Origin of the sequence: Citrobacter rodentium NBRC 105723 = DSM 16636, from assembly GCF_021278985.1 — a bacterium.
Taxonomy (GTDB): domain Bacteria; phylum Pseudomonadota; class Gammaproteobacteria; order Enterobacterales; family Enterobacteriaceae; genus Citrobacter_A; species Citrobacter_A rodentium.
In genome coordinates this window covers 3,265,741-3,289,616 of record NZ_CP082833.1, presented here as the reverse complement: position 1 = coordinate 3,289,616, position 23,876 = coordinate 3,265,741, and the positions used below count along the sequence as shown (strand labels likewise).

Annotated in this window: 18 protein-coding genes; 11 read left to right on the top strand and 7 right to left on the bottom strand. The window is 58.7% G+C overall.

The genetic code is table 11. The annotated features are described in order from the left end of the window. The first annotated feature begins 102 nt into the window (after positions 1 to 102). Positions 103 to 1,455, top strand: coding sequence for a molecular chaperone (yegD, locus tag K7R23_RS15420; RefSeq protein ID WP_012906408.1), 1,353 nt, complete (start codon positions 103 to 105; stop codon positions 1,453 to 1,455). 98 nt (positions 1,456 to 1,553) lie between these two features. On the opposite strand, the gene K7R23_RS15415 is transcribed toward yegD, so the two are convergent. Continuing rightward, on the bottom strand, positions 1,554 to 1,613 hold the full coding sequence (locus K7R23_RS15415) for a type I toxin-antitoxin system Ibs family toxin (RefSeq protein WP_148222138.1): 60 nt from the start codon (positions 1,611 to 1,613) through the stop codon (positions 1,554 to 1,556). Positions 1,614 to 1,892: 279 nt separating this feature from the next. Between K7R23_RS15415 and K7R23_RS15410 the strand changes: the two genes are divergently transcribed. From K7R23_RS15410 to yegS, 10 genes are all read left to right on the top strand, one after another. Continuing rightward, on the top strand, positions 1,893 to 3,140 hold the full coding sequence (locus tag K7R23_RS15410; protein ID WP_012906409.1) for an MdtA/MuxA family multidrug efflux RND transporter periplasmic adaptor subunit: 1,248 nt from the start codon (positions 1,893 to 1,895) through the stop codon (positions 3,138 to 3,140). Continuing rightward, complete coding sequence (locus K7R23_RS15405) at positions 3,140 to 6,262, top strand: MdtB/MuxB family multidrug efflux RND transporter permease subunit (protein WP_012906410.1); 3,123 nt, start codon at positions 3,140 to 3,142, stop codon at positions 6,260 to 6,262. Before K7R23_RS15410 ends, K7R23_RS15405 begins: the two co-directional genes overlap by 1 nt. After that, positions 6,263 to 9,343 carry a multidrug efflux RND transporter permease subunit MdtC gene (gene mdtC / locus K7R23_RS15400; protein ID WP_012906411.1) on the top strand — a complete coding sequence of 1,027 codons (3,081 nt, stop codon included), beginning with the start codon at positions 6,263 to 6,265 and terminating at the stop codon, positions 9,341 to 9,343. It begins immediately after the preceding gene. After that, the gene (gene mdtD, locus K7R23_RS15395) at positions 9,340 to 10,755 is read left to right on the top strand and encodes an MFS transporter (RefSeq protein ID WP_012906412.1); all 1,416 of its coding nucleotides are present in this window, start codon (positions 9,340 to 9,342) and stop codon (positions 10,753 to 10,755) included. The genes mdtC and mdtD overlap by 4 nt, the downstream gene beginning before the upstream one ends. Next, a complete protein-coding gene (baeS, locus tag K7R23_RS15390) occupies positions 10,752 to 12,155 on the top strand; it encodes an envelope stress sensor histidine kinase BaeS (RefSeq protein ID WP_012906413.1) in 1,404 nt (467 codons plus the stop codon). The genes mdtD and baeS overlap by 4 nt, the downstream gene beginning before the upstream one ends. Further along, positions 12,152 to 12,874: an envelope stress response regulator BaeR gene (gene baeR / locus K7R23_RS15385; protein ID WP_012906414.1), complete on the top strand. Its 723-nt coding sequence runs from the start codon at positions 12,152 to 12,154 to the stop codon at positions 12,872 to 12,874. Before baeS ends, baeR begins: the two co-directional genes overlap by 4 nt. 27 nt (positions 12,875 to 12,901) lie before the next feature. Beyond that, positions 12,902 to 13,612, top strand: a complete 711-nt coding sequence (locus K7R23_RS15380; protein WP_012906415.1) for a tetratricopeptide repeat protein — start codon at positions 12,902 to 12,904, stop codon at positions 13,610 to 13,612. A 162-nt stretch (positions 13,613 to 13,774) separates the two neighbouring features. After that, entirely contained in the window at positions 13,775 to 15,136 is a 1,362-nt protein-coding gene (trhP, locus tag K7R23_RS15375) for a prephenate-dependent tRNA uridine(34) hydroxylase TrhP (protein ID WP_012906416.1), read from the top strand. 472 nt (positions 15,137 to 15,608) lie between these two features. Further along, entirely contained in the window at positions 15,609 to 16,367 is a 759-nt protein-coding gene (locus K7R23_RS15370) for a hypothetical protein (protein WP_012906417.1), read from the top strand. A gap of 158 nt (positions 16,368 to 16,525) precedes the next feature. Continuing rightward, complete coding sequence (yegS, locus tag K7R23_RS15365; RefSeq protein ID WP_012906418.1) at positions 16,526 to 17,425, top strand: lipid kinase YegS; 900 nt, start codon at positions 16,526 to 16,528, stop codon at positions 17,423 to 17,425. 54 nt (positions 17,426 to 17,479) lie between these two features. Here yegS and K7R23_RS15360 read toward each other — a convergent pair whose 3' ends face one another. The 6 genes from K7R23_RS15360 to K7R23_RS15335 form a co-directional block, all read right to left on the bottom strand. Further along, positions 17,480 to 18,253, bottom strand: a complete 774-nt coding sequence (locus K7R23_RS15360) for an ABC transporter ATP-binding protein (RefSeq protein WP_012906419.1) — start codon at positions 18,251 to 18,253, stop codon at positions 17,480 to 17,482. Between the two features lie 10 nt (positions 18,254 to 18,263). After that, positions 18,264 to 19,127, bottom strand: coding sequence for an ABC transporter ATP-binding protein (locus K7R23_RS15355; protein WP_042622964.1), 864 nt, complete (start codon positions 19,125 to 19,127; stop codon positions 18,264 to 18,266). Further along, positions 19,099 to 19,998 carry an ABC transporter permease gene (locus K7R23_RS15350; protein WP_012906421.1) on the bottom strand — a complete coding sequence of 300 codons (900 nt, stop codon included), beginning with the start codon at positions 19,996 to 19,998 and terminating at the stop codon, positions 19,099 to 19,101. The genes K7R23_RS15355 and K7R23_RS15350 overlap by 29 nt, the downstream gene beginning before the upstream one ends. Next, positions 19,995 to 21,032 carry an ABC transporter permease gene (locus K7R23_RS15345; protein WP_012906422.1) on the bottom strand — a complete coding sequence of 346 codons (1,038 nt, stop codon included), beginning with the start codon at positions 21,030 to 21,032 and terminating at the stop codon, positions 19,995 to 19,997. Before K7R23_RS15345 ends, K7R23_RS15350 begins: the two co-directional genes overlap by 4 nt. Continuing rightward, on the bottom strand, positions 21,029 to 22,645 hold the full coding sequence (locus tag K7R23_RS15340; protein WP_012906423.1) for an ABC transporter substrate-binding protein: 1,617 nt from the start codon (positions 22,643 to 22,645) through the stop codon (positions 21,029 to 21,031). The genes K7R23_RS15345 and K7R23_RS15340 overlap by 4 nt, the downstream gene beginning before the upstream one ends. A gap of 66 nt (positions 22,646 to 22,711) precedes the next feature. Continuing rightward, complete coding sequence (locus K7R23_RS15335; RefSeq protein ID WP_012906424.1) at positions 22,712 to 23,866, bottom strand: mandelate racemase family protein; 1,155 nt, start codon at positions 23,864 to 23,866, stop codon at positions 22,712 to 22,714. Positions 23,867 to 23,876 lie beyond the last annotated feature (10 nt).

The window sequence follows — 23,876 nt, the reverse complement described above, 5'->3', positions numbered from 1 at the left end:
ACGCTATTCGCATCTTCCGCCTTGCTTTCATATTCCAGTTGTCGTCGCCTGGACATTTCGCTAAAGTCACGCCCCTTCTTCACTGGCATGGGGATAATGAAGGTGTTTATTGGTTTTGATTACGGAACAGCGAACTGTTCAGTGGCGGTGATGCGCGACGGGAAGCCACAGCTGCTGAAAATGGAAAATGACAGTACGCTGTTGCCGTCGATGCTCTGCGCGCCGACCCGCGAATCGGTGAGCGAATGGCTCTATCGCCATCATGGCGTGCCGACGCCGGATGACGAAACGCAGGCGCTGCTGCGTCGGGCTATCCACTTTAACCGCGACGAAGATATCGAGGTACACAGCAGCAGCGTCCAGTTTGGTCTCGCCGCGCTCGGGCACTATGTTGACGACCCGGAAGATCTCTACTTCGTTAAATCGCCAAAATCCTTTCTCGGCGCCAGCGGACTTAAGCCGCAGCAGGTCGCGCTGTTTGAGGATTTAGTCTGCGCGATGATGTTGCATATCCGCCATCAGGCGCAGAATCAGCTACCGGAGAGCATCACCCAGGCGGTGATTGGCCGCCCGATTAACTTTCAGGGGCTGGGCGGCGATGAGGCCAACCGCCAGGCACAGGGCATTCTGCAACGGGCGGCGACCCGCGCCGGATTTAAGGACGTGGTATTTCAGTACGAACCGGTGGCAGCGGGGCTGGATTTTGAGGCCACATTGCAGGAAGAAAAACGCGTGCTGGTGGTGGATATCGGCGGCGGCACCACCGACTGCTCGCTGCTGCTGATGGGACCGCAGTGGCGGCATCGCGTCGATCGCCAATCAAGCCTGCTCGGGCACAGCGGCTGTCGCGTCGGCGGCAACGATCTGGATATCGCGCTGGCCTTCAAAAACCTGATGCCGCTGCTCGGCATGGGCGGCGAAACGGAGAAAGGCATCGCCCTGCCGGTGCTGCCGTGGTGGAACGCCGTCGCCATTAACGACGTCCCGGCGCAAAGCGAGTTCTACAGCAGCGCCAACGGTCGCCTGCTGGATGCTCTGGCGCGCGATGCCCGCGAAGCGGAGAAAGTGGCGCTGCTGCTGAAGGTCTGGCGTCAGCGGCTGAGCTATCGTCTGGTGCGCTGCGCCGAAGAGAGCAAAATCGCCCTTTCCGACCAGCAGGACGTCGTCGCCACGCTGCCGTTTATCAGCGATGAACTGGCGATCGCCATCAGCCAGCAGGGGCTGGAGACGGCGCTGGATCAGCCGCTCACGCGCATTCTGGAACAAGTGCAACTGGCGCTGGATAACGCTCAGGAGAAACCGGATGTGATCTACCTGACCGGCGGCAGCGCCCGCTCGTCGCTGATTAAAAAAGCGCTGGCGACGCAATTGCCGGGCATTCCGATTGCCGGCGGCGATGACTTTGGCTCGGTGACCGCCGGACTGGTGCGCTGGGCGGAAGTTGTTTTCCGCTAACCGCCTCGCAGGCTGCAAGCAAACGCATTGACATTAGCGTTGGTGTGGCTTAGTTTCAGGAGTGAGGGTAAGGGAGGGTCGCCCCTCCCCCTGGTGTCTTAGTAAGCCGGGAAGCTAATGACTAAGAATATCACCAGTATGATGACCAACTTCATCATAACCCTTTCCTTATTCTGGCCCCTTCCTCGGGAGGGGCTTTCCCGTTTCAGCGTCCTGCTGAAATCTGTGGCTTACCTCCTTCATCGCCTTGCCGCCACTCTAACGCCATTTTTCGCCAGCGCTTTTTTCGTTGTCGATTGTTGCGTAACGTCTCGCAAAGCGCGCCACAATCAGGATGAATCCGTACCGGGTTTCATAATTCCTCCATTTTTCTCCCTTGATGGCTGTCTAAACTAGTATCATTCCGTGAAACGTTTCAGGATGAGAAACTCAAAACAATGAAAGGCAGTAACAAATCCCGCTGGGTGTTAGCCATTGTGGTGGTCGTAGCGGCCATCGCCGCAGTCTGGTTCTGGCAGAGCCGCAGCGAACCGCAGAGCGCGGCGCCCGGGGCAACCGGGCAGGCGAAAGCGCCTGCGGGCGCCGGTCGTCGCGGTATGCGCGCCGGTCCATTGGCGCCGGTACAGGCGGCCACCGCCAGCGAACAGGCGGTGCCCCGTTATCTCAGCGGACTGGGAACAATTACCGCGGCGAATACCGTCACGGTCCGCAGTCGCGTTGACGGACAGCTGCTGGCGCTGCACTTCGCAGAGGGCCAGCAGGTTAAAGCGGGGGATCTGCTCGCCGAGATCGACCCCAGCCAGTTTAAGGTTGCGCTCGCCCAGGCGCAGGGACAGCTGGCGAAAGACAAAGCCACGCTGGCCAACGCCCGTCGCGATCTGGCCCGCTATCAGCAGCTGGTCAAAAGCAATCTCGTTTCCCGCCAGGAGCTGGACGCCCAGCAGGCGCTGGTCAGTGAAACCGAAGGCACAATAAAAGCCGACGAGGCCAGCGTCGCCAGCGCGCAGCTACAGCTCGACTGGAGCCGTATTACCGCGCCGGTAGACGGTCGCGTGGGGCTGAAACAGGTGGATATTGGCAACCAGATTTCCAGCGGCGACACCACCGGCATTGTGGTGATCACCCAGACCCATCCGATTGATTTGATTTTCACCCTGCCGGAAAACGACATCGCCACGGTGATGCAGGCGAAAAAAACCGGCAAGCCGCTGGCGGTGGAAGCCTGGGATCGCACCAATTCACGGAAGCTGAGCGAAGGCGTACTGTTGAGCCTCGATAACCAGATCGACGCCACCACCGGCACCATCAAAGTAAAAGCCCGCTTTAATAACGAGGATGACACGCTGTTCCCGAACCAGTTTGTTAACGCCCGAATGCTGGTGGACACCGAACAGAACGCGGTGGTGATCCCCTCCGCCGCCCTGCAGATGGGCAACGAAGGCCACTTCGTCTGGGTGCTGAATGAAGAGAATAAAGTCAGTAAACATCTGGTGAAAATCGGGATTCAGGACAGTCAAAAAGTGGTGATCAGCGCCGGGATTTCCGCTGGCGACCGCGTCGTTACCGACGGCATCGACCGCCTGACCGAAGGGGCGAAAGTGGAGGTCGTGGAAGCGCAAACCGAAGCGACGAGCGAAACCAAAGGCGCGACCCGCGGATACGCTCAGAAAGGAGCGCGTTCCTGATGCAAGTGTTACCTCCGGGCAGCACCGGCGGCCCGTCGCGTCTGTTTATTATGCGCCCTGTCGCCACCACTCTGCTGATGGTGGCGATCCTGCTCGCCGGGATTATCGGCTATCGCTTCCTGCCCGTCTCCGCGCTGCCGGAGGTGGATTACCCCACCATTCAGGTGGTGACGCTCTATCCGGGGGCCAGTCCGGACGTGATGACCTCGGCGGTGACCGCGCCGCTGGAGCGGCAGTTCGGCCAGATGTCCGGTCTGAAGCAGATGTCGTCGCAAAGCTCCGGCGGCGCGTCGCTGGTGACGCTCCAGTTCCAGCTCACCCTGCCGCTGGACGTTGCCGAACAGGAAGTGCAGGCGGCAATAAACGCCGCCACGAACCTGCTGCCGGGCGATCTGCCTAATCCGCCGGTTTACAGCAAAGTGAACCCGGCGGATCCGCCAATCATGACCCTCGCCGTCACCTCCAGCGCTATGCCGATGACCCAGGTCCAGGATATGGTGGAAACCCGCGTGGCGCAGAAAATTTCACAGGTCTCCGGGGTCGGGCTGGTCACGCTCTCGGGCGGACAGCGCCCGGCGGTGCGGGTCAGGCTCAACGCGCAGGCAATCGCCGCGCTGGGGCTGACCAGCGAAACGGTGCGCACCGCCATCACCGGCGCCAACGTCAACTCCGCCAAAGGCAGCCTTGACGGTCCGCAGCGCGCGGTCACGCTCTCCGCCAACGACCAGATGATGTCCGCCGATGAGTATCGCCAGCTTATTATCGCATACCAGAACGGCGCGCCGGTGCGCCTGGGCGATGTCGCCACCGTCGTCCAGGGGGCGGAAAACAGCTGGCTCGGCGCATGGGCGAACAAAGAGCAGGCGATAGTGATGAACGTGCAGCGCCAGCCCGGCGCGAACATTATCGCCACCGCGGACAGCATTCACAAAATGCTGCCGCAGCTAAAAGAGAGCCTGCCGAAATCGGTTAACGTCACCGTGCTGTCCGACCGCACCACCAATATTCGCGCCTCGGTGACTGACACCCAGTTTGAGCTGATGCTGGCTATCGCGCTGGTGGTGATGATTATCTACCTGTTCCTGCGCAACGTCCCCGCCACCATCATACCCGGCGTCGCCGTTCCGCTGTCGCTGGTAGGCACCTTTGCGGTGATGGTGTTTCTCGACTTCTCCATTAACAACCTGACGCTGATGGCGCTGACCATCGCGACCGGCTTTGTGGTGGATGACGCGATCGTGGTGATTGAAAACATCTCGCGCTACATCGAAAAAGGGGAAAAACCGCTGGCTGCCGCGCTGAAAGGCGCCGGCGAGATCGGCTTTACCATTATCTCCCTCACCTTCTCGCTGATTGCGGTCCTGATCCCGCTGCTGTTTATGGGCGATATCGTCGGACGCCTGTTCCGCGAATTCGCCATTACGCTGGCGGTGGCGATACTGATCTCCGCCGTGGTGTCGCTGACGCTGACGCCGATGATGTGCGCCAGAATGCTCAGCCAGGAATCCCTTCGCAAACAGAACCGCTTCTCCCGCGCCTCGGAGCGCCTTTTTGAGCGGGTGATTGCCGGGTATGGCCGCTGGCTGGCGAAGGTGCTTAACCACCCGTGGCTGACGCTCAGCGTGGCGCTGGGCACCCTGCTGTTAAGCGTGATGCTGTGGATCTTCATCCCGAAAGGCTTCTTCCCGGTGCAGGATAACGGCATTATTCAGGGCACCTTACAGGCGCCGCAGTCCAGTTCATTCGCCAGTATGGCCCTGCGCCAGCGGCAGGTGTCGGATGTGATCCTCAAAGACCCGGCGGTGGCGAGCCTGACGGCGTTTGTCGGCGTCGACGGCACTAACCCGTCGCTGAACAGCGCGCGGCTGCAAATCAATCTGAAGCCGCTTGACGACCGCGACGATCGGGTGCAGAAAGTCATTGCCCGCCTGCAACAGGCGGTGGCGCGCGTGCCCGGTGTCGATCTGTACCTGCAGCCGACGCAGGATCTGACCATCGACACCCAGGTCAGCCGCACCCAGTATCAGTTCACGCTACAGGCGACCTCGCTGGAGGCCCTCAGTAACCAGGTGCCGCGGCTGATGGATAAACTGCAACAGCTGCCGCAACTTTCCGACGTCAGCAGCGACTGGCAGGATAAAGGTCTGGTGGCGTATGTGAATGTCGATCGCGACAGCGCCAGCCGTCTGGGCATCAGCATGGCGGACGTTGATAACGCCCTGTATAACGCCTTCGGCCAGCGGCTGATCTCGACCATCTACACCCAGGCCAATCAGTACCGGGTGGTGCTGGAGCATGACACCGAAAACACGCCGGGGCTGGCGGCGCTTGACTCCATTCGCCTCACCAGTAGCGACGGCGGGATGGTGCCGCTGAGCGCTATCGCGAAAGTGGAGCAGCGTTTTGCCCCGCTTTCCATCAACCATCTGGATCAGTTCCCGGTGACGACCATTTCGTTTAACGTTCCGGACGGCTATTCGCTGGGCGATGCGGTACAGGCGATTCTCGACGCCGAAAAAACGCTGAACCTGCCAGGCGATATCACCACTCAGTTCCAGGGCAGCACCCTCGCCTTCCAGGCGGCGCTGGGCAGTACGGTATGGCTGATTGTCGCGGCGGTGGTGGCGATGTACATCGTGCTCGGCGTGCTTTATGAGAGCTTTATCCACCCGATTACCATTCTTTCCACCCTGCCGACCGCGGGCGTCGGGGCGCTGCTGGCGCTGATGATCGCCGGTAGCGAACTGGACGTGATCGCCATTATCGGCATTATTTTGCTGATTGGCATCGTCAAGAAAAACGCCATTATGATGATTGACTTCGCCCTCGCCGCCGAGCGCGAACAGGGGATGGCGCCGCGCGAGGCGATTTTCCAGGCCTGTTTACTGCGTTTTCGCCCAATCCTGATGACCACCCTGGCGGCGCTGCTCGGCGCGCTGCCGCTGATGCTCAGCACCGGCGTCGGCGCGGAGCTGCGCAGGCCGCTGGGGATCGGCATGGTCGGCGGCCTGCTGGTGAGCCAGGTGCTGACGCTGTTCACCACGCCGGTGATTTATCTGCTGTTCGACCGGCTGGCGGGGTATGTAAAAAGCCGCTTCCCACGCCAGCATGAGGAGGCGTAGATGAAGTTTTTCGCTCTCTTCATCTACCGCCCGGTGGCGACGATTCTGATATCTCTCGCCATCACCTTATGCGGCGTGCTGGGCTTTCGCCTGCTGCCCGTCGCCCCGCTGCCGCAGGTGGATTTTCCGGTGATTATGGTCAGCGCGTCGCTGCCTGGCGCATCGCCGGAAACGATGGCCTCATCGGTGGCGACGCCGCTGGAGCGTTCGCTGGGCCGTATCGCCGGAGTCAGCGAAATGACCTCAAGCAGTTCGCTGGGCAGCACGCGGATCATCCTGCAGTTTAATTTCGATCGCGATATCAACGGCGCGGCACGGGACGTGCAGGCGGCGATTAACGCCGCGCAAAGCCTACTGCCGAGCGGGATGCCGAACCGTCCGACCTGGCGTAAAGCTAACCCCTCCGACGCGCCGATCATGATCCTGACCCTGACTTCGGACTCCTGGTCGCAGGGCGAACTGTACGACTTCGCCTCCACCCAGCTGGCGCAGACTATCGCGCAAATCGACGGCGTCGGCGACGTTGACGTGGGCGGCAGTTCGCTGCCCGCGGTGCGCGTGGGACTCAATCCGCAGGCGCTGTTTAACCAGGGGGTATCGCTTGACGACGTGCGCACCGCCATCAGCAACGCCAACGTGCGCAAACCGCAGGGAGCGCTGGAAGATAATACGCATCGCTGGCAGCTTCAGACGAACGACGAACTGAAAACGGCGGCGGAGTACCAGCCGCTGATCGTTCACTATCACAACGGCGGCGCGGTGCGCCTGAGCGACGTCGCAACGGTGAGCGATTCGGTGCAGGACGTGCGCAACGCCGGGATGACCAACGCAAAACCGGCGATTTTGCTGATGATCCGCAAGCTGCCGGAGGCGAATATTATCCAGACGGTGGACAGCATCCGGGCGAAGCTGCCGGAACTGCGCGCCGCGATTCCTGCCGCCATCGATCTGCAAATAGCCCAGGATCGTTCGCCGACTATCCGCGCCTCGCTGGAAGAAGTGGAGCAGACGCTGGTGATCTCGGTGGCGCTGGTGATACTGGTGGTCTTTCTGTTCCTGCGTTCGGGTCGCGCGACGCTGATCCCCGCCGTGGCGGTGCCCGTATCGCTGATCGGCACCTTTGCGGCGATGTACCTGTGCGGCTTTAGCCTGAACAACCTGTCGCTGATGGCGCTGACCATCGCCACCGGCTTTGTCGTCGACGACGCCATCGTGGTGCTGGAAAATATCTCGCGTCATCTGGAAGCCGGAATGAAGCCGCTCCAGGCGGCGCTACAGGGGACGCGTGAGGTCGGCTTTACCGTCCTGTCGATGAGCCTGTCGCTGGTGGCGGTATTTTTACCGCTTCTGCTGATGGGCGGTTTACCGGGGCGTTTACTGCGCGAATTCGCCGTCACGCTGTCGGTAGCGATTGGCATTTCGCTGCTGGTGTCGCTGACCTTAACCCCCATGATGTGCGGCTGGATGCTTAAATCCAGCAGGCCGCGTGAACAGAAACGGCTGCGCGGTTTTGGCCGGATGCTGGTCGCGCTACAGCAGGGCTACGGCAGGTCGCTCAAATGGGTATTACAGCACACCCGTCTGGTGGGCGTGGTGCTGCTCGGCACCATCGCCCTCAACGTCTGGCTTTATATCGCGATCCCGAAAACCTTCTTCCCGGAGCAGGATACCGGCGTGCTGATGGGCGGGATTCAGGCCGATCAGAGCATTTCCTTCCAGGCGATGCGCGGCAAGCTTGAGGATTTTATGAAGATTATCCGCGACGATCCGGCGGTGAATAACGTAACCGGCTTTACCGGCGGTTCGCGGGTCAACAGCGGGATGATGTTTATCACCCTGAAATCTCGCGACGAGCGCCAGGCCAGCGCGCAGCAGGTGATCGACCGCCTGCGCGTGAAGCTGGCGAAAGAGCCGGGCGCGAACCTGTTTCTGATGGCGGTGCAGGATATTCGCGTCGGTGGGCGACAGTCGAACGCCAGCTACCAGTACACGCTGCTCTCTGACGATCTGGCGGCGCTGCGCGAATGGGAGCCGAAGATCCGCAAGGCGCTTGCCGCCCTGCCGCAGCTGGCGGACGTCAACTCGGACCAGCAGGACAACGGCGCGGAGATGAACCTGGTCTACGATCGTGAAACCATGTCGCGGCTGGGCATTGACGTGCAGGCCGCCAACAGCCTGTTAAACAACGCCTTCGGTCAGCGGCAAATCTCGACCATTTACCAGCCGATGAACCAGTACAAAGTGGTGATGGAGGTCGATCCGCGCTACACCCAGGACATCAGCGCGCTGGAAAAAATGTTCGTGATTAACAGCGACGGCAAGGCGATTCCGCTCTCTTACTTTGCGAAATGGCAGCCAGCGAACGCGCCGCTGTCGGTGAATCACCAGGGACTGTCGGCGGCCTCAACAGTCTCCTTTAACCTGCCCACCGGCTCATCGCTCTCCGAAGCCAGCGCAGCCATTGACCGCGCAATGACGCAGCTTGGCGTGCCGTCGACGGTGCGCGGCAGCTTCGCCGGGACCGCGCAGGTGTTCCAGGAGACCATGAATTCGCAGTTGATTCTGATTATCGCCGCGATCGCCACGGTCTATATCGTGCTCGGGATTCTGTATGAAAGCTATGTGCATCCGCTCACGATCCTCTCCACCCTGCCCTCGGCGGGCGTGGGGGCGCTGCTGGCGCTGGAAATTTTCAACGCCCCGTTCAGCCTTATCGCGCTCATCGGGATCATGCTATTAATAGGTATCGTGAAGAAAAACGCCATTATGATGGTCGATTTTGCCCTGGAGGCGCAAAGGAACGGCGCGCTCACGCCGGAGCAGGCGATTTTTCAGGCCTGCCTGCTGCGCTTTCGACCCATAATGATGACCACCCTGGCCGCGCTTTTTGGCGCGCTGCCGCTGGTGCTTTCCGGCGGCGACGGCTCCGAACTGCGCCAGCCGCTGGGGATAACGATAGTCGGCGGCCTGGTGGTGAGCCAGCTGTTAACGCTCTATACCACGCCGGTGGTGTATCTCTTTTTTGACCGTCTGCGACTGCGTTTTTCACGCAGTAAGGCTAACCCTGTTACTGAACGATGACTGAACTCTCTAACAGCACCCGCTGGCAACTGTGGATTGTGGCATTCGGCTTTTTTATGCAGTCGCTGGATACCACGATTGTGAATACCGCGCTTCCCTCCATGGCGAAAAGCCTCGGGGAAAGCCCGCTGCATATGCATATGGTGATTGTGTCGTATGTGCTGACCGTGGCGGTGATGCTGCCCGCCAGCGGCTGGCTGGCGGACCGGGTCGGCGTGCGCAATATCTTTTTTACCGCCATTGTGCTATTCACCCTCGGTTCGCTGTTTTGCGCCTGGTCCGGCACGCTGAATGAGCTGGTGATGGCGCGCGTGCTACAGGGCGTCGGCGGCGCGATGATGGTGCCGGTCGGCAGGTTGACGGTCATGAAGATTGTTCCGCGCGAGCAGTATATGGCGGCGATGACCTTTGTGACGCTGCCCGGTCAGGTCGGTCCGCTGCTCGGCCCGGCGCTGGGCGGCATCCTTGTGGAGTATGCTTCCTGGCACTGGATATTCCTGATTAACCTGCCGGTGGGCATCGTCGGCGCAATCGCCACCCTGATGCTGATGCCCAACTACACCATGCAGACCCGGCGTTTCGATCTCTCCGGATTTCTGCTGCTGGCCGCCGGTATGGCGCTGCTGACCATCGCGCTGGACGGCAGTAAAGGCATGGGCTTGTCGCACATCGCCCTCGGCGCGCTGGTCGCCTGCGGCATCGCGGCGATTCTGCTGTATCTCAACCATGCAAGAAACAATCCCCGCGCCCTGTTCAGCCTGAATCTGTTTCACACCCGCACCTTCTCGCTGGGGCTGCTGGGCAGTTTCGCCGGGCGCGTCGGCAGCGGTATGCTGCCCTTTATGACCCCGGTCTTTTTGCAGATTGGCCTCGGTTTCTCGCCCTTTCACGCCGGGCTGATGATGATCCCGATGGTGCTCGGCAGCATGGGGATGAAACGCATCGTGGTGCAGGTGGTCAACCGTTTCGGCTATCGCCGGGTGCTGGTCAGCACCACCCTCGGCCTGGCGCTGGTGACGCTGCTGTTTATGTCCACCGCCCTGCTTGGCTGGTATTACCTGCTGCCTTTTGTCCTGCTGTTGCAGGGAATGATTAACTCAACGCGCTTTTCGTCAATGAACACGCTGACGCTGAAAGATCTGCCTGACGATCTCGCCAGCAGCGGCAACAGCCTGCTGTCGATGATTATGCAGCTTTCCATGAGTATCGGCGTCACCGTCGCCGGTCTGCTGTTAGGGATGTTCGGCCAGCAGCATATCGCGACCGACAGCGGCGCCACGCATACCGTCTTTATGTATACCTGGCTGTGCATGGCCCTTATTATCGCGCTGCCGGCGCTTATCTTCGCCCGCGTTCCTGCCGATACGCACAAAAATGTCGTCATTGCGCGACGCAAAAGGAGAACCCGATGAAACTGTGGCGGCCCGGCATTACCGGCAAGCTGTTTCTGGCGATTTTCGCGACCTGCATCGTGCTGCTGATCAGTATGCATTGGGCGGTGCGCATCAGCTTTGAGCGTGGGTTTATCGACTATATCAAGCACGGCAACGAACAGCGGCTGACCATGCTCGGCGATGCGCTGGGCGAGCAGTACGCCCTGCACGGCAACTGGCTTTTTTTGCGCAATAACGACCGCTTCGTATTTCAGATCCTCCGCTCGTTCGAGCATGACAAAGATGACGACAGGCCCGGCCCCGGTATGCCGCCGCACGGCTGGCGCACCCAGTTCTGGGTCGTCGATCAGCATGAGAAGGTGCTGGTCGGGCCGCGCGGCCCGGTGCCGCACGACGGCTCGCGGCGGCCCATTCGGGTCAACGGCGTTGAGGTCGGCGCGGTGATCGCCTCCCCGGTCGAGCGTCTGACGCGCAATACCGATATTAACTTCGACAGGCAGCAGCGACGAACCAGCTGGCTTATCGTCGCGCTCGCCACCCTGCTTGCGGCGCTGGCGACCTTCCCGCTGGCGCGGGGGCTGCTGGCGCCGGTGAAACGTCTGGTGGAGGGTACACATAAGCTGGCGGCGGGCGATTTCACTACCCGGGTGACCGCCACCAGCGCCGATGAGCTGGGTAAACTGGCGCAGGACTTCAACCAGCTCGCCAGTACGCTGGAGAAGAACCAGCAGATGCGCCGCGACTTTATGGCCGATATCTCCCATGAGCTGCGCACGCCACTGGCGGTATTACGCGGCGAGCTGGAGGCCATTCAGGACGGCGTGCGTCAGTTCACGCCGGAGTCGGTTGCCTCCTTACAGGCTGAAGTGGCGACCCTGACCAAGCTGGTGGACGATCTGCATCAGCTTTCCATGTCCGACGAAGGCGCGCTGGCCTATCAAAAAACCTCCGTGGACTTAATCCCGCTGCTGGAAGTGGCGGGCGGCGCTTTTCGCGAGCGCTTCGCCAGCCGCGGCCTGACTTTGCAACTTTCCCTGCCGGACAGCATTCGCCTGTTTGGCGATGGCGACCGCCTGATGCAGCTATTCAATAACCTGCTGGAAAACAGCCTGCGCTACACCGACAGCGGCGGCGGGTTGCACATCAGCGCCGAACAGCGCGACAAACGGGTGCTGCTGACCTTTGCCGATTCCGCGCCGGGCGTCAGCGACGAGCAGCTGCAAAAATTATTCGAACGCTTTTACCGTACCGAAGGCTCCCGCAACCGCGCCAGCGGCGGTTCCGGACTGGGGCTGGCGATTTGCGTCAATATCGTTGAGGCGCATAATGGCCGCATCCACGCTGCCCATTCGCCTTTTGGCGGGGTAAGCATTACAGTAGAGTTTCCGCTGGAACGCGATATACAGAGAGATGTATGACTGAGTTACCCATTGATGAAAACACGCCGCGTATTTTAATCGTGGAAGATGAACCCAAGCTGGGGCAGTTACTTATCGACTATCTGCGCGCCGCAAGCTACGCCCCGACGCTGATTGACCACGGCGATCGGGTGCTGCCCTGGGTCCGCCAGACGCCGCCGGACCTGATCCTGCTCGACCTGATGCTGCCGGGCACCGATGGCCTGACCCTGTGCCGCGAAATTCGCCGTTTCTCCGAAGTGCCGATTGTGATGGTCACCGCAAAAATCGAAGAGATCGACCGTCTGCTGGGGCTGGAGATCGGCGCGGATGATTATATCTGCAAGCCGTACAGCCCGCGTGAAGTGGTCGCCCGCGTGAAGACTATCCTGCGCCGCTGTAAGCCGCAGCGCGAGCTACAACAGATGGACGCCGAAAGCCCGCTTATCGTGGACGAAGGCCGTTTTCAGGCCTCCTGGCGCGGTAAAATGCTTGACCTGACTCCCGCCGAATTCCGCCTGTTAAAAACCCTCTCCCACGAGCCGGGAAAGGTATTTTCCCGCGAACAATTGCTTAATCATCTGTACGACGATTACCGGGTGGTGACCGATCGCACTATCGACAGCCATATCAAAAACCTGCGCCGCAAACTGGAAGCGCTGGATGAAGAACAGTCATTTATCCGCGCGGTATACGGCGTGGGCTACCGCTGGGAAGCGGACGCCTGCAGAATGGCTTAACCCCTATTTTTTCAGGAAAACATTGTCATGGATAGACGACATTACGCCTTGTTACTCGCACTGGTTTCAGGCATGGCCCGTGCGGAATTCTCCGACGAACAGCTGGAGGCGGATTGCGCAAAGATCCCGACCTGGGCAAGCCAGGGCGAAACGTTCTATAAAGCGAAAAACTACGGCAAAGCGCGCGAAGCCTTTTTGCAACAGGTCGCGTGGAGCGAAAACTGTGGCCTGGATGACAAGCTTATCGCCACGGCTTATAACAATGTGGCGCTCACCTGGATTCGCCAGGGTGAGTGGCGAAAAGCGCGCGCCTGGCTGATGCTCAGACCGGATGATGAAAAATCCGTTTATAATCTTGGCCTTATCAAAGACAAACTTGCCGCCCTTTCGCAATCTGGCCCGGTGGGCGAGTACTGGCGTTATGCCGGTCTGGCCTCATGGAATGTCCTGCAGGTCAGACCGGCGGCAAAAAAAGCGGATTACCAGATCGATTTTCAGGGTTACTACATGGGCTTAATGGGGCTGTACAGCGGCCCCAATATGGGTGAATTCTCGGAAAGGGTCACGATAAAAGACAATAAAGCCATCGTGACCATTCGCGAAGGCGATTATCTCCATTGCGATATTTCTTTAACCTTCTCTCCTGAAACCATTGACGCCAAAACCGATGATGTGACGGGCTGCGGTTTTGGTATGAACGTTACCGCGGACGGACATTATCTTCGCGTTGGTGAATAAATACCGCCTGCCTGATGGCGCTGCGCTTAGCAGATAAGGCGTTTCCCTTTACTTTACCTGCCTTCTCTGCGGCGCTACAATGCCCGCCCTTAATGTGAGGACACTCCTCCTGCAGCTTCATCAGGTGAAGCGGATCTGACCTGTCATCAGAACGAGAACACTATGTTTAAACCGGAACTCCTTTCCCCGGCGGGAACGCTGAAAAACATGCGTTACGCTTTCGCCTATGGCGCTGACGCCGTGTATGCGGGCCAGCCGCGCTACTCCCTGCGCGTGCGCAATAATGAATTCAACCACGAAAATCTGCAGCTCGGCATCAATGAAGCCCATGCGCTTGGCAAAAAATTCTACGTGGTTGTGAACATCGCGCCGCATAACGCAAAGCTGAAAACCTTTATTCGCGACCTCAGACCGGTAGTGGAAATGGGGCCGGACGCCCTGATTATGTCTGACCCCGGGCTTATCATGCTGGTGCGGGAAAATTTCCCCGATATGCCGATTCACCTCTCCGTGCAGGCCAACGCCGTCAACTGGGCAACGGTGAAATTCTGGCAGCAGATGGGGCTGACCCGCGTCATCCTCTCCCGCGAACTGTCGCTGGAAGAAATTGAGGAGATCCGCCATCAGGTGCCGGAAATGGAAATCGAGATTTTCGTTCATGGCGCGCTATGCATGGCCTACTCCGGCCGCTGCCTGCTCTCTGGCTATATCAATAAACGCGATCCGAACCAGGGCACCTGCACCAACGCCTGCCGCTGGGAGTATAACGTTCAGGAAGGCAAAGAAGATGCGGTCGGCAATATCGTTCACAAATACGAACCGATTCCGGTACACAACGTTGAACCGACGCTGGGTATCGGCGCGCCTACCGATAAAGTGTTTATGATTGAAGAAGCCCAGCGACCGGGCGAATACATGACCGCGTTTGAAGATGAACACGGCACCTATATCATGAACTCCAAAGATCTGCGCGCTATCGCCCACGTCGAGCGTCTGACCCGTATGGGCGTCCACTCGCTGAAGATCGAAGGCCGCACCAAATCCTTCTACTATTGCGCGCGCACCGCGCAGGTGTACCGGAAAGCCATTGACGACGCCGCCGCCGGCAAGCCGTTCGATCCGCAGCTGCTGGAAACGCTGGAAGGGCTGGCGCACCGCGGTTACACCGAAGGATTCCTGCGTCGTCACACGCATGATGATTATCAGAACTACGAATACGGTTATTCCGTCTCTGAACGTCAGCAGTTTGTCGGCGAATTTACCGGCGAGCGTAAAGGCGATTTAGCTGCCGTTGCGGTGAAGAACAAATTCTCTGTTGGCGACAGCCTTGAGCTGATGACGCCGCAGGGCAACGTCAATTTCACTCTGGAACAGATGGAAAGCGGTAAAGGCGAGCCGATGCCGGTCGCACCTGGCGACGGGTATACCGTATGGATCCCTGTTCCGCAGGATCTTACGCTGGATTATGCGCTGTTAATGCGCAATTTTTCCGGTGAATCCACGCGTAATCCGCACGGTAAATAGTTAATCAGGGTGATTTTTTCATCTCCGGATAATTCTTCGAAATTGATCACATACCGCTTCGTCCATTAAGGGTATTATCCGGACTGCTGAAAAACATAACCCATAAATGCTAGCTGTACCAGGAACCACCTCCTTGGCCTGCGTAATCTCCCTTACGCAGGCTTATTTTTTTGTCCCTTCCCGTTATTTCTTTTCGCTCGTTATCCCCACAATAAAACGTTTACCCAAAATATTACATTCATGTCATGAATAAGATTAAAGTAACCAATAAATGTCAATTAAGTAAATAACTTATCTGAAATGTTATTTTACATTCTTAATTAAAATTAACATGTTAATGTGATTTAAATCACATCACCTGATTGCAACGATGCTAGATTAATTAAAACCAAACGGTAACATTCAAATATATTTTTTCACCCTGATTAAACAGTTTAGCTTTTCATCGAAAATAAAAGACAAGGAGTTTATTATGAATTATCAGCATGTTCCTTTCAAAGAATATAACGGACACTTTATTCGTAATGACGTCGACATTCCGCAAAGCGGGAAATATCTTCTTATTGAAAGTTACGAAACGTTTTGCAAATATTTTGGCATAGCCAATATTGGCGGCTCGCGCAAGTATGTCACGCCAGAAGTATTTAATGATTATTGTGTTCTCGCCGTACTGAAAGACTTCGCGGCCAATGCGAAAGTCAACTCCGTAGTTTGTAGTGGCCCTACAATGGTCTTAACCTATACTTTCGATAAATTTGAAACCAAAACATGGACGGGTTATACGCCGCTTATTGTTTCGGTGCCGAAAGTTTATATCGGTCATCCACACTGCACTAACTTCCAGTTCCTGCGCCATGAAGCCATGTTCGCAATCAATAGTCTGAAGGCTGGCAATAGCAGCAGTGCTGATAATGTCGTCGGCGGCTGGTCTGATTATCACGGGGTCAATGAAGAAGAAAAAGAGATATTCGCCAAAGGTATGGAAAATCTTGACGGGGTAAAATACATTCCCGTGTTGTGTAAATGTCAGGTGGTTGCCGGTATGAATTATACGTTTATTTGCCTGGCACGCGGCGTTTATCCGCAGGCAAAATGGGCGCTGGCAAAAGTCTCGATGCACCGCGCGCCTGACGGCAGGATATACCGCAAAGGCATTAATGATCTCGGGCCGATTGAGAATATGCATAATATCGATCAGCGCATTCGGGATGTTGTGGACGCCAACGCCTGATCCTCTTCTCCCCCTTCCCGCCCGAAGGGGGATATTTTTCGCTAAGCCCTTCGCCTGTCGCCTGCGCCGTTTTCCCCTCACCATTCTTCCTAATTTGTACGCTCTTCTTGCTCCGCCTGCTAAACTGCCATTAACTCTCATTAAAAAGGCAAATAAGGATGGCTCATTTTCCCGCCAGCTTACTGATTCTGAATGGTAAAAGTGCTGATAATCCAACGCTTCGCGAAGCGATTGGGCTACTTCGCGACGAAGGCGTGGAAATACACGTGCGCGTAACCTGGGAAAAAGGCGACGCTCAGCGCTATGTTGAAGAAGCCCGCCGTCTGGGCGTGGAAACGGTCATCGCCGGTGGCGGCGACGGGACAATCAATGAAGTCTCGACGGCACTGATTCATTGCGAAGGCAATGAAATCCCGGCGATGGGCATTCTGCCGCTCGGCACGGCCAATGATTTCGCCACCAGCGCGGGTATCCCCGAGGCGCTGGATAAAGCGCTGAAACTGGCGATTGCCGGTAACGCCATCGCCATAGATATGGTGAAAGTGAACGACGAAACCTGCTTCATCAACATGGCCACCGGCGGTTTCGGTACGCGGATCACCACCGAAACGCCGGAAAAGCTCAAGGCGGCGCTAGGGGGCGTGTCGTATATCATTCATGGTCTGATGCGCATGGATACCCTGAAACCCGACCGCTGTGAAATCCGCGGCGAGAATTTTCACTGGCAGGGCGACGCGCTGGTGATCGGCATCGGCAACGGTCGTCAGGCGGGCGGCGGGCAGCAGCTCTGCCCTGACGCGTTGATCAATGACGGTCTGCTGCAACTGCGGATTTTTACCGGCGAAGAGATCCTGCCTGCGCTGTTTTCCACCCTGAAGCCGCAGGAAGAAAACCCGAATATTATTGATGGCGCCTCATCCTGGTTTGAGATCCGCGCCCCTCATGACATCACTTTTAATCTGGACGGCGAACCGCTGAGCGGGCAGGCGTTTCATATTAAAATCCTTCCCGGCGCGCTACGCTGTCGGCTGCCGCCGGATTGTCCGCTGTTGCGTTAACGCCTGTCGCCCGATAACGCTACGCTTATCGGGCCTGCGCGCGACCGCACGGCATCACCAGGCCGCCACCTCCCGCGCCATGTCGCGTGAGTATCGCTGGCTGCCGTCGATCAACATTCGGGTGTAGTCGCTCTGTGCCTCACCGTTAACCAGCGCGTCGGTGGTCAACGTTTCGAGGATTTTCCCATGCTGCATCACCGCGACCTTCTGGCAGAGATGGGCGATCACGCCGAGGTCATGGGTCACCATCAGATAGGTCAGCTTTGCCTCCTGTTGGAGTTCCGCCAGCAGGTTAAGGATCTCCGCCTGTACCGACACGTCCAGCGCAGACGTTGGCTCATCAAGCAGCAGCACCTGTGGTTGCAGAATCAGCGCCCTGGCGATGGCCACACGCTGACGCTGACCACCGGAGAGCTGATGCGGATAGCGTTCACGAAACGCCCGGTTCAGCCCCACCTTATCCAGCAGGCCGTTCACTCGCCGATCGCGATCGGCAATGCCGTGGATCAGCAGCGGTTCTTCAAGAATATCGCCGATGGTATGACGCGGATGCAGCGAACCATACGGGTCCTGAAAGACCATCTGCACCCGTCGACAGCGCTCGCGGCCGATCCGGTGTTCCAGCGCGCTGCCATCGATCGTCAACGCCCCCTGCCAGTGGGTAAACAGCCCCGCCAGACACTTCAGCACCGTCGTTTTACCGGAGCCGGACTCGCCCACCAGTCCGTAAATCTCCCCAGGCTGCACGTGAAAGGTCACGTCATACAGCACCTGATTGCGCTTTTCACCCGCGCCAAAGGCCAGATTCAGGTTTTTTACGTCGATCATGTTGGGTTCCTTATTCGCTGAGCCAGCTTGCCTGACGTTGCAGCACCGGCAAAACCGGGCGGCGATGGTGGATATCCGGCAGCGCGCCGATCAGCCCCCGGGTATAAGGGTGCCGGGCATGATGAAGATCGGCTGCGGCGACAGACTCCACCACGCGCCCGGCGTACATCACCAGCACCCGGTCGCAGAAGCTGCGCACCAGGTTGATGTCGTGGCTGATAAAAATCAGCCCCAGCCCGCGCGATTGCACCAGATCGTCCAGCAGCCCCAGCACCTGCAAACGCACCGAGACGTCCAGCGCCGAAGTCGGTTCGTCGGCAATCACCAGCTCCGGGTCGGTGATCAGCATCATGGCGATCATGACGCGCTGCCCCTGTCCGCCGGAAATTTCGTGCGGATAAAGCTGATAAACCCGCTCCGGCTGGCGAATGCGCACCACCTCCAGCATCTCCAGCGTTTTCGCCTTCGCTTCCGCTTTGCGCCCCGGATGGTGCGTAAGCCACGCTTCCGCAATCTGATCGCCCACGCAAATCACCGGATTGAGGGAGTATTTCGGGTCCTGCATGATCATCGAAATACGCTTCCCGCGGATCTGCCGCATCTGCGCTTCGTTCACATTGAGCAGATCCACATCGGCAAACTGCATTTTGTCTGCGGTAATGCGGGTCTTTTTCGGATGCAGGTGCAGCAGCGCGCGCCCGACCGTCGATTTACCGGAGCCGGATTCGCCCACTATCGCCAGCTTTTCCCGGCCAAGCTGAAAGGAGACGCCGCGCACCGCGTGGGTCACCGCGCCGCCGTTGATAAAGTCGACGTGCAGATTACGCACGTCAAGCAGCGGCGCATTATTCGCTGCGAGGATCGAGGATGTCACGTAAGCCATCTCCTAAGAAGTTGAACGCCAGGCTGTTGATCAGAATCGCCAGCCCCGGAATAGTCACCACCCACCAGCACTCCATCATGTAAGTGCGCCCGCTGGAGATCATCGCCCCCCACTCCGGCTCCGGCGGCTGAGCGCCCAGCCCGAGAAAGCCCAGTCCGGCGGCGGTCAGAATGATCCCCGCCATATTCATGGTGATACGGATAATGACCGACGGCAGGCACAGCGGCACGATATGCCGCCACAGTATGCGCAGCGGCGAGGCTCCCTGCAGCCGCACGGCGGAGATAAAATCGGCCTGGCGCAGCGAGAGCGTCTCCGCCCGCGCCAGACGGGCGATGGGCGGCCAGGCGGTAAGCGTAATGGCGATAACCACGTGCTCAAGCCCCGGCCCAAGGGCGGCGACGAACGCCAGCGCCAGCACCAGCCCCGGAAAGGAGATAAAGATGTCGGTGACGCGCATCAGCACCATATCGACCCTGCCGCCAAAATAGCCTGCGCTCACGCCCAGCAGTAGCCCCAGCGGCCCCACGGTCACCGACACCAGCAGCACGATGTACAGCGTGATGCGCGCGCCGTAAACCAGACGACTGAAAATATCGCGGCCAAACTCGTCGGTGCCAAACCAGTGCTGCGCGTTCGGCGCGACCAGCGCGCTGTTCAGATCCTGCACCAGCGGGTTATAGGGCGCGATAAGCGGCGCGAAAATCGCCACCGCCAGCAGCAGGACGATAATTCCGCCGCCGATCGCCGTCAGCGGATTGCGCGCCATTTTGCCCACAAATCCGCCTGCGCGTTGCAGCGCGCGTTTAATCCGCCCCCGCCTTTCGCGGTCGCCGGGCAGCGTACCCAGAGAAACGGTCATGATGTAGTCCTCGGATCAAACAGTTGATAGAGCATGTCGGAGAGCAGATTAAGCATCACGAAAATGATGCCGACTAACAGCACGCAGCCCATGACCGCGTTCATATCGCCAAGCAGCAGACTGCCGGTGAGATAGGAGCCAAAGCCGGGCCAGGAGAAGACGGTTTCAATCAGTACCGCCCCTTCCAGCAGCGAACCGTAGGCCAGCGCCACCACCGTCAGCAGTTGCACGAGAATATTGCGAAAGGCGTGGTTCCAGATCACCTGCCGTTCGCTCAGCCCTTTAACGCGGGCGGTAATAATGAACTCCTGCGACAGCTGCGCCAGCATAAAGCTGCGGGTCATCCGGCTGATATAAGCCAGCGAATGGAAGCCGAGCAGCGACGCGGGCAGCACCAGATGGTTGAGCGCATTACAAAACACCGCTGCATTCCCGGCCAGTAGCGCGTCGATGGTGAGTAAACCGGTACGCCGCGGCACCAGCCCGTCCAGCCCGAGATCCAGCCGCCCGGCGCCGCCGACCCAGTTCAGCCAGGCATAGAACACCAGCAGCCCCATCATCCCGACCCAGAAAATCGGCGTTGAGTAACCGGCGAGGCTGATGATGCGTACCATGTAATCGGCGACGCTGTTGCGCCGCGCCGCGGCCAGCACGCCCAACGGAATACCCAGCCCGGCGCCGACGATTATCGCCATCGTCGCCAGCTCGATGGTCGCCGGAAAGACGCGAATAATATCGTCGATCACCGGTTTGCCGGTCAGTAGCGCATTGCCGAGATCGCCGTGCAGCAGATTGCCGAGGTAGATGGCAAACTGCGCCGCCAGCGATTTATCAAAGCCCAGCTGCTGATAGACCTGCTGGTAAGTGCTCTGATCGGCGTCGGGGCCGACAATCGCCAGCACCGGATCGATCGGCATCACCCGGCCAATAAAAAAGGTCAACAGCAGCAGGCCGAACAGGGTTATCGCCACCTGAATAAACCGACTGGCAACGCGACGGCCGCGGCTACCCGGAGCAAGTATCGTACCGCTCATTGTTCACCTCCGGTTTTGTAGACCTCACGCAGAAAAGTGGTCGCCGACGGATGCGGCTGATAGTTCCGCACCACTTTGCGCACCACCACTGAATCCACCATTTGCGACAGCGGGATCAGCGCCGGGATCAACCGGTCGTAGCGGGTCTGAATCGCCTGATACGCGGCGATCTGTTTTTGCGCATCGCGCTCCAGCAGCGCCTGATCAATCATCTCGTTAAGCTGTTGGTCGTAGAAACCGGTGCGCCAGCCCTGAAAATTGGTCAGCCGCGCCTCATCGCTATTGTCCGGGTTATAAACCAGCGCCCGCAGGCTGGAGTGCGGATGCGGCTCCATGCCGCTGCCGCCGCGCCCGACCAGCATGTCGAACTTCCGTTCGCGCATCGCGCCGTAGATCTGATTACCGGTGCCGGTGATAATTTTGGCGTTGATCCCCGCCTGCATCAGCGTCGACTGCACGGCGATGGCGATATTCTGGAATGGCTGGTCGGCCAGCGCCCGCAGCGTGGTATCGAACCCGTCCGGATAGCCCGCCTCCGCCAGCAGCTTTTTGGCGCGGGGAATATCGAGGCGGTAGCCCGGATCCGCCAGCGTGGCGGGCATACCGGCTTTGATGGGACGCTGATGCAGCACGCCGTAGCCCGGCATCAACGCCTTATTGATCCCCTGATAGTCAATCAGATAGCGCACCGCTTCCCGCACTTTCGGGTTGGCGAAATGCGGCTCCTTCATGCTCATCGCCACGTAGTAGACGGTACCGCGCTGGACCGCGTCCACCGTCAACGCCGGATCGCTGCGCAGCGCGTTGATATCCGATACCGCCATATTGCTGGCGATATCCAGATCGCCCCTGGCAATCATCAGGCGCAGGGTTTGCGACTCCTGAAAATGGCGCAGCACCACCCGGCTCATTTTCGCTTCACCGCGCCAGTAGTGCGGGTTGCGCTTCATCCGTAGAATGTCTTTCGCCTGCCAGGTTTCCAGCATGAAAGGGCCGGAACCGGCTTCGTTGGTGGTCAGCCAACGGTTACCCCAGTCACTGTTTACCGCATGTTGCGTTACGGTTTTACTGTCCAGCACGCCGAGATTGCCGAGCGCGCCCAGCGAATAAATCACCAGTTGCGGATCGTTGGCTTTGGGCAGCGTCAGTTGCACGGTGTGGTCATCCAGCGCGGCGATCTGTCGATCGATATTCTGCCTGCTGAAACCATAGGATTTCCATACCGACGCCTGCGCCAGATTGAGGTGCAGAATGCGCCGCATCGACCAGACGACATCATGCGCGGTGAGCGGATTGCCGGAGTGAAATTTCACGTCGTCGCGCAAATGGAAGGTCAGGGTTGCGCCGTCCGGGCTGATATCCCAGGATTTCGCCAGCGCTGGTTTAACATGGGTCAACTGGCTGGGGTCCAGCTCCACCAATGAGTCATACAGATTGACCACGATGCCGACCACTTCGTTACCGGTCATCGCCGCCGGGTCGAGGGTCAGCAGGTTGTTCATATTCATACCGATGATGAGCTGATCGGGCGGCGTTCTGGCCATCGTCGTCCCGCTCCCCATCATCATGGCAAGCGTGAGTAAACACGCGCCCAGAAAAGGAGTTCGTTTCATGGATATATCGCCTGTAGGGTACACTTTGCCCGACAGCGCCGCTTATCGGGCATGTCTTGTTTTTAGTCAGTCATGGCTGACGGTATGGGCTTCGATATAGGCAAAATTAATGTCCTCACCGAGACCCGGGCGCTGCGGCAGATGGACAAAGCCGTCGGCGTCCATCGGATCCACGATGCGGTTGAGATAAGCGGCCGGTTCATCGTAGTCGAGGAACGGATGCAACAGCCCGCGTTCGTACCAGCGGCAGTTTTTGATCGCGCCGATGACCGCAAGGCTTGCCGCGCCGTTACCGTGAACTTCGCAATCCATACCGAACGACTCCGCCAGATTCGCCACCTTCAGCGTCGGCGAAATACCGCCCACGCCGTTAGCCCCGGCGCGCAGAATGTCGCAGGCGCCCGCCTTCACCCAGTCGGCGCGGCTGTGGTGCTTACCGCCCAGACTTTCCGGACCGATAACCGGAATGGAGAGATTTGCCGCCAGCCAGGCGTAGGAGGCCATGCTCTCCTCCTCCATCGGCTCCTCAAACCAGGCGAAGTTCAGCTTCTCTAATTCCTTGCCGATGTACAGCGCATCGGTACGGCTGTACCAGTGATAGCCGTCAATCATTAGCTCAATATCCGGCCCCACCGCTTCACGCACCGCAGCGCAGGCTTTAACGTCCATTTTCGGGTTCGGCGCGAAAGACACCGGCGGCATCCAGGTATGCAGCTTGATCGCCTTATAGCCGCGCGCGACCAGCTTTTCGGCAAAGGCCGCATACTCCTCCGGCGTTGAAAGCCCACCGGGTAGATCGTCGCCGCACATCGTGCTGCCGTACGCCGGCACCTTGTCGCGATAGCCGCCGAGCAGCTTATACACCGGCATATTGAGCTTGCGGCCAATCAGATCCCACAGCGCCTGCTCAACAAACGACAGCGCCCGTTCGGTGAGCTGATGGGCGCTGCCCCGCTGCCAGTGAACCAGATCCTGCCAGATGCGTTCGCGGTTGAACGGGTCCTGCCCCGTCATCACTTTGCGGAAAAAGGTGTTCACCACGAACGGGCGCACCACTTCCGGCGGCGCGAAGGAATATCCCTGGCTGCCGTCGTCAGCGGTAATGGTGAGCATGGCCATTTTCGCCAGATTTTCGGGACCGGGATGGGAATGTCCGGCGCTGTCGGCGACCCGACGCGTTGGATACTGGAAAACGGTAACGTTGACAGATTCTATTTTCATTGAGAGTCCT

What these genes read in the sequence shown, in the direction of transcription:
- K7R23_RS15335 (WP_012906424.1), bottom strand. Translation starts at nt 23,866, where the DNA reads ATGAAAATAGAATCTGTCAACGTTACCGTTTTCCAGTATCCAACGCGT.
- mdtC (WP_012906411.1), top strand. Translation starts at nt 6,263, where the DNA reads ATGAAGTTTTTCGCTCTCTTCATCTACCGCCCGGTGGCGACGATTCTG.
- K7R23_RS15380 (WP_012906415.1), top strand. Translation starts at nt 12,902, where the DNA reads ATGGATAGACGACATTACGCCTTGTTACTCGCACTGGTTTCAGGCATG.
- K7R23_RS15345 (WP_012906422.1), bottom strand. Translation starts at nt 21,032, where the DNA reads ATGAGCGGTACGATACTTGCTCCGGGTAGCCGCGGCCGTCGCGTTGCC.
- K7R23_RS15405 (WP_012906410.1), top strand. Translation starts at nt 3,140, where the DNA reads ATGCAAGTGTTACCTCCGGGCAGCACCGGCGGCCCGTCGCGTCTGTTT.
- K7R23_RS15370 (WP_012906417.1), top strand. Translation starts at nt 15,609, where the DNA reads ATGAATTATCAGCATGTTCCTTTCAAAGAATATAACGGACACTTTATT.
- baeS (WP_012906413.1), top strand. Translation starts at nt 10,752, where the DNA reads ATGAAACTGTGGCGGCCCGGCATTACCGGCAAGCTGTTTCTGGCGATT.
- K7R23_RS15360 (WP_012906419.1), bottom strand. Translation starts at nt 18,253, where the DNA reads ATGATCGACGTAAAAAACCTGAATCTGGCCTTTGGCGCGGGTGAAAAG.
- K7R23_RS15340 (WP_012906423.1), bottom strand. Translation starts at nt 22,645, where the DNA reads ATGAAACGAACTCCTTTTCTGGGCGCGTGTTTACTCACGCTTGCCATG.
- K7R23_RS15410 (WP_012906409.1), top strand. Translation starts at nt 1,893, where the DNA reads ATGAAAGGCAGTAACAAATCCCGCTGGGTGTTAGCCATTGTGGTGGTC.
- K7R23_RS15350 (WP_012906421.1), bottom strand. Translation starts at nt 19,998, where the DNA reads ATGACCGTTTCTCTGGGTACGCTGCCCGGCGACCGCGAAAGGCGGGGG.
- trhP (WP_012906416.1), top strand. Translation starts at nt 13,775, where the DNA reads ATGTTTAAACCGGAACTCCTTTCCCCGGCGGGAACGCTGAAAAACATG.
- yegS (WP_012906418.1), top strand. Translation starts at nt 16,526, where the DNA reads ATGGCTCATTTTCCCGCCAGCTTACTGATTCTGAATGGTAAAAGTGCT.
- baeR (WP_012906414.1), top strand. Translation starts at nt 12,152, where the DNA reads ATGACTGAGTTACCCATTGATGAAAACACGCCGCGTATTTTAATCGTG.
- mdtD (WP_012906412.1), top strand. Translation starts at nt 9,340, where the DNA reads ATGACTGAACTCTCTAACAGCACCCGCTGGCAACTGTGGATTGTGGCA.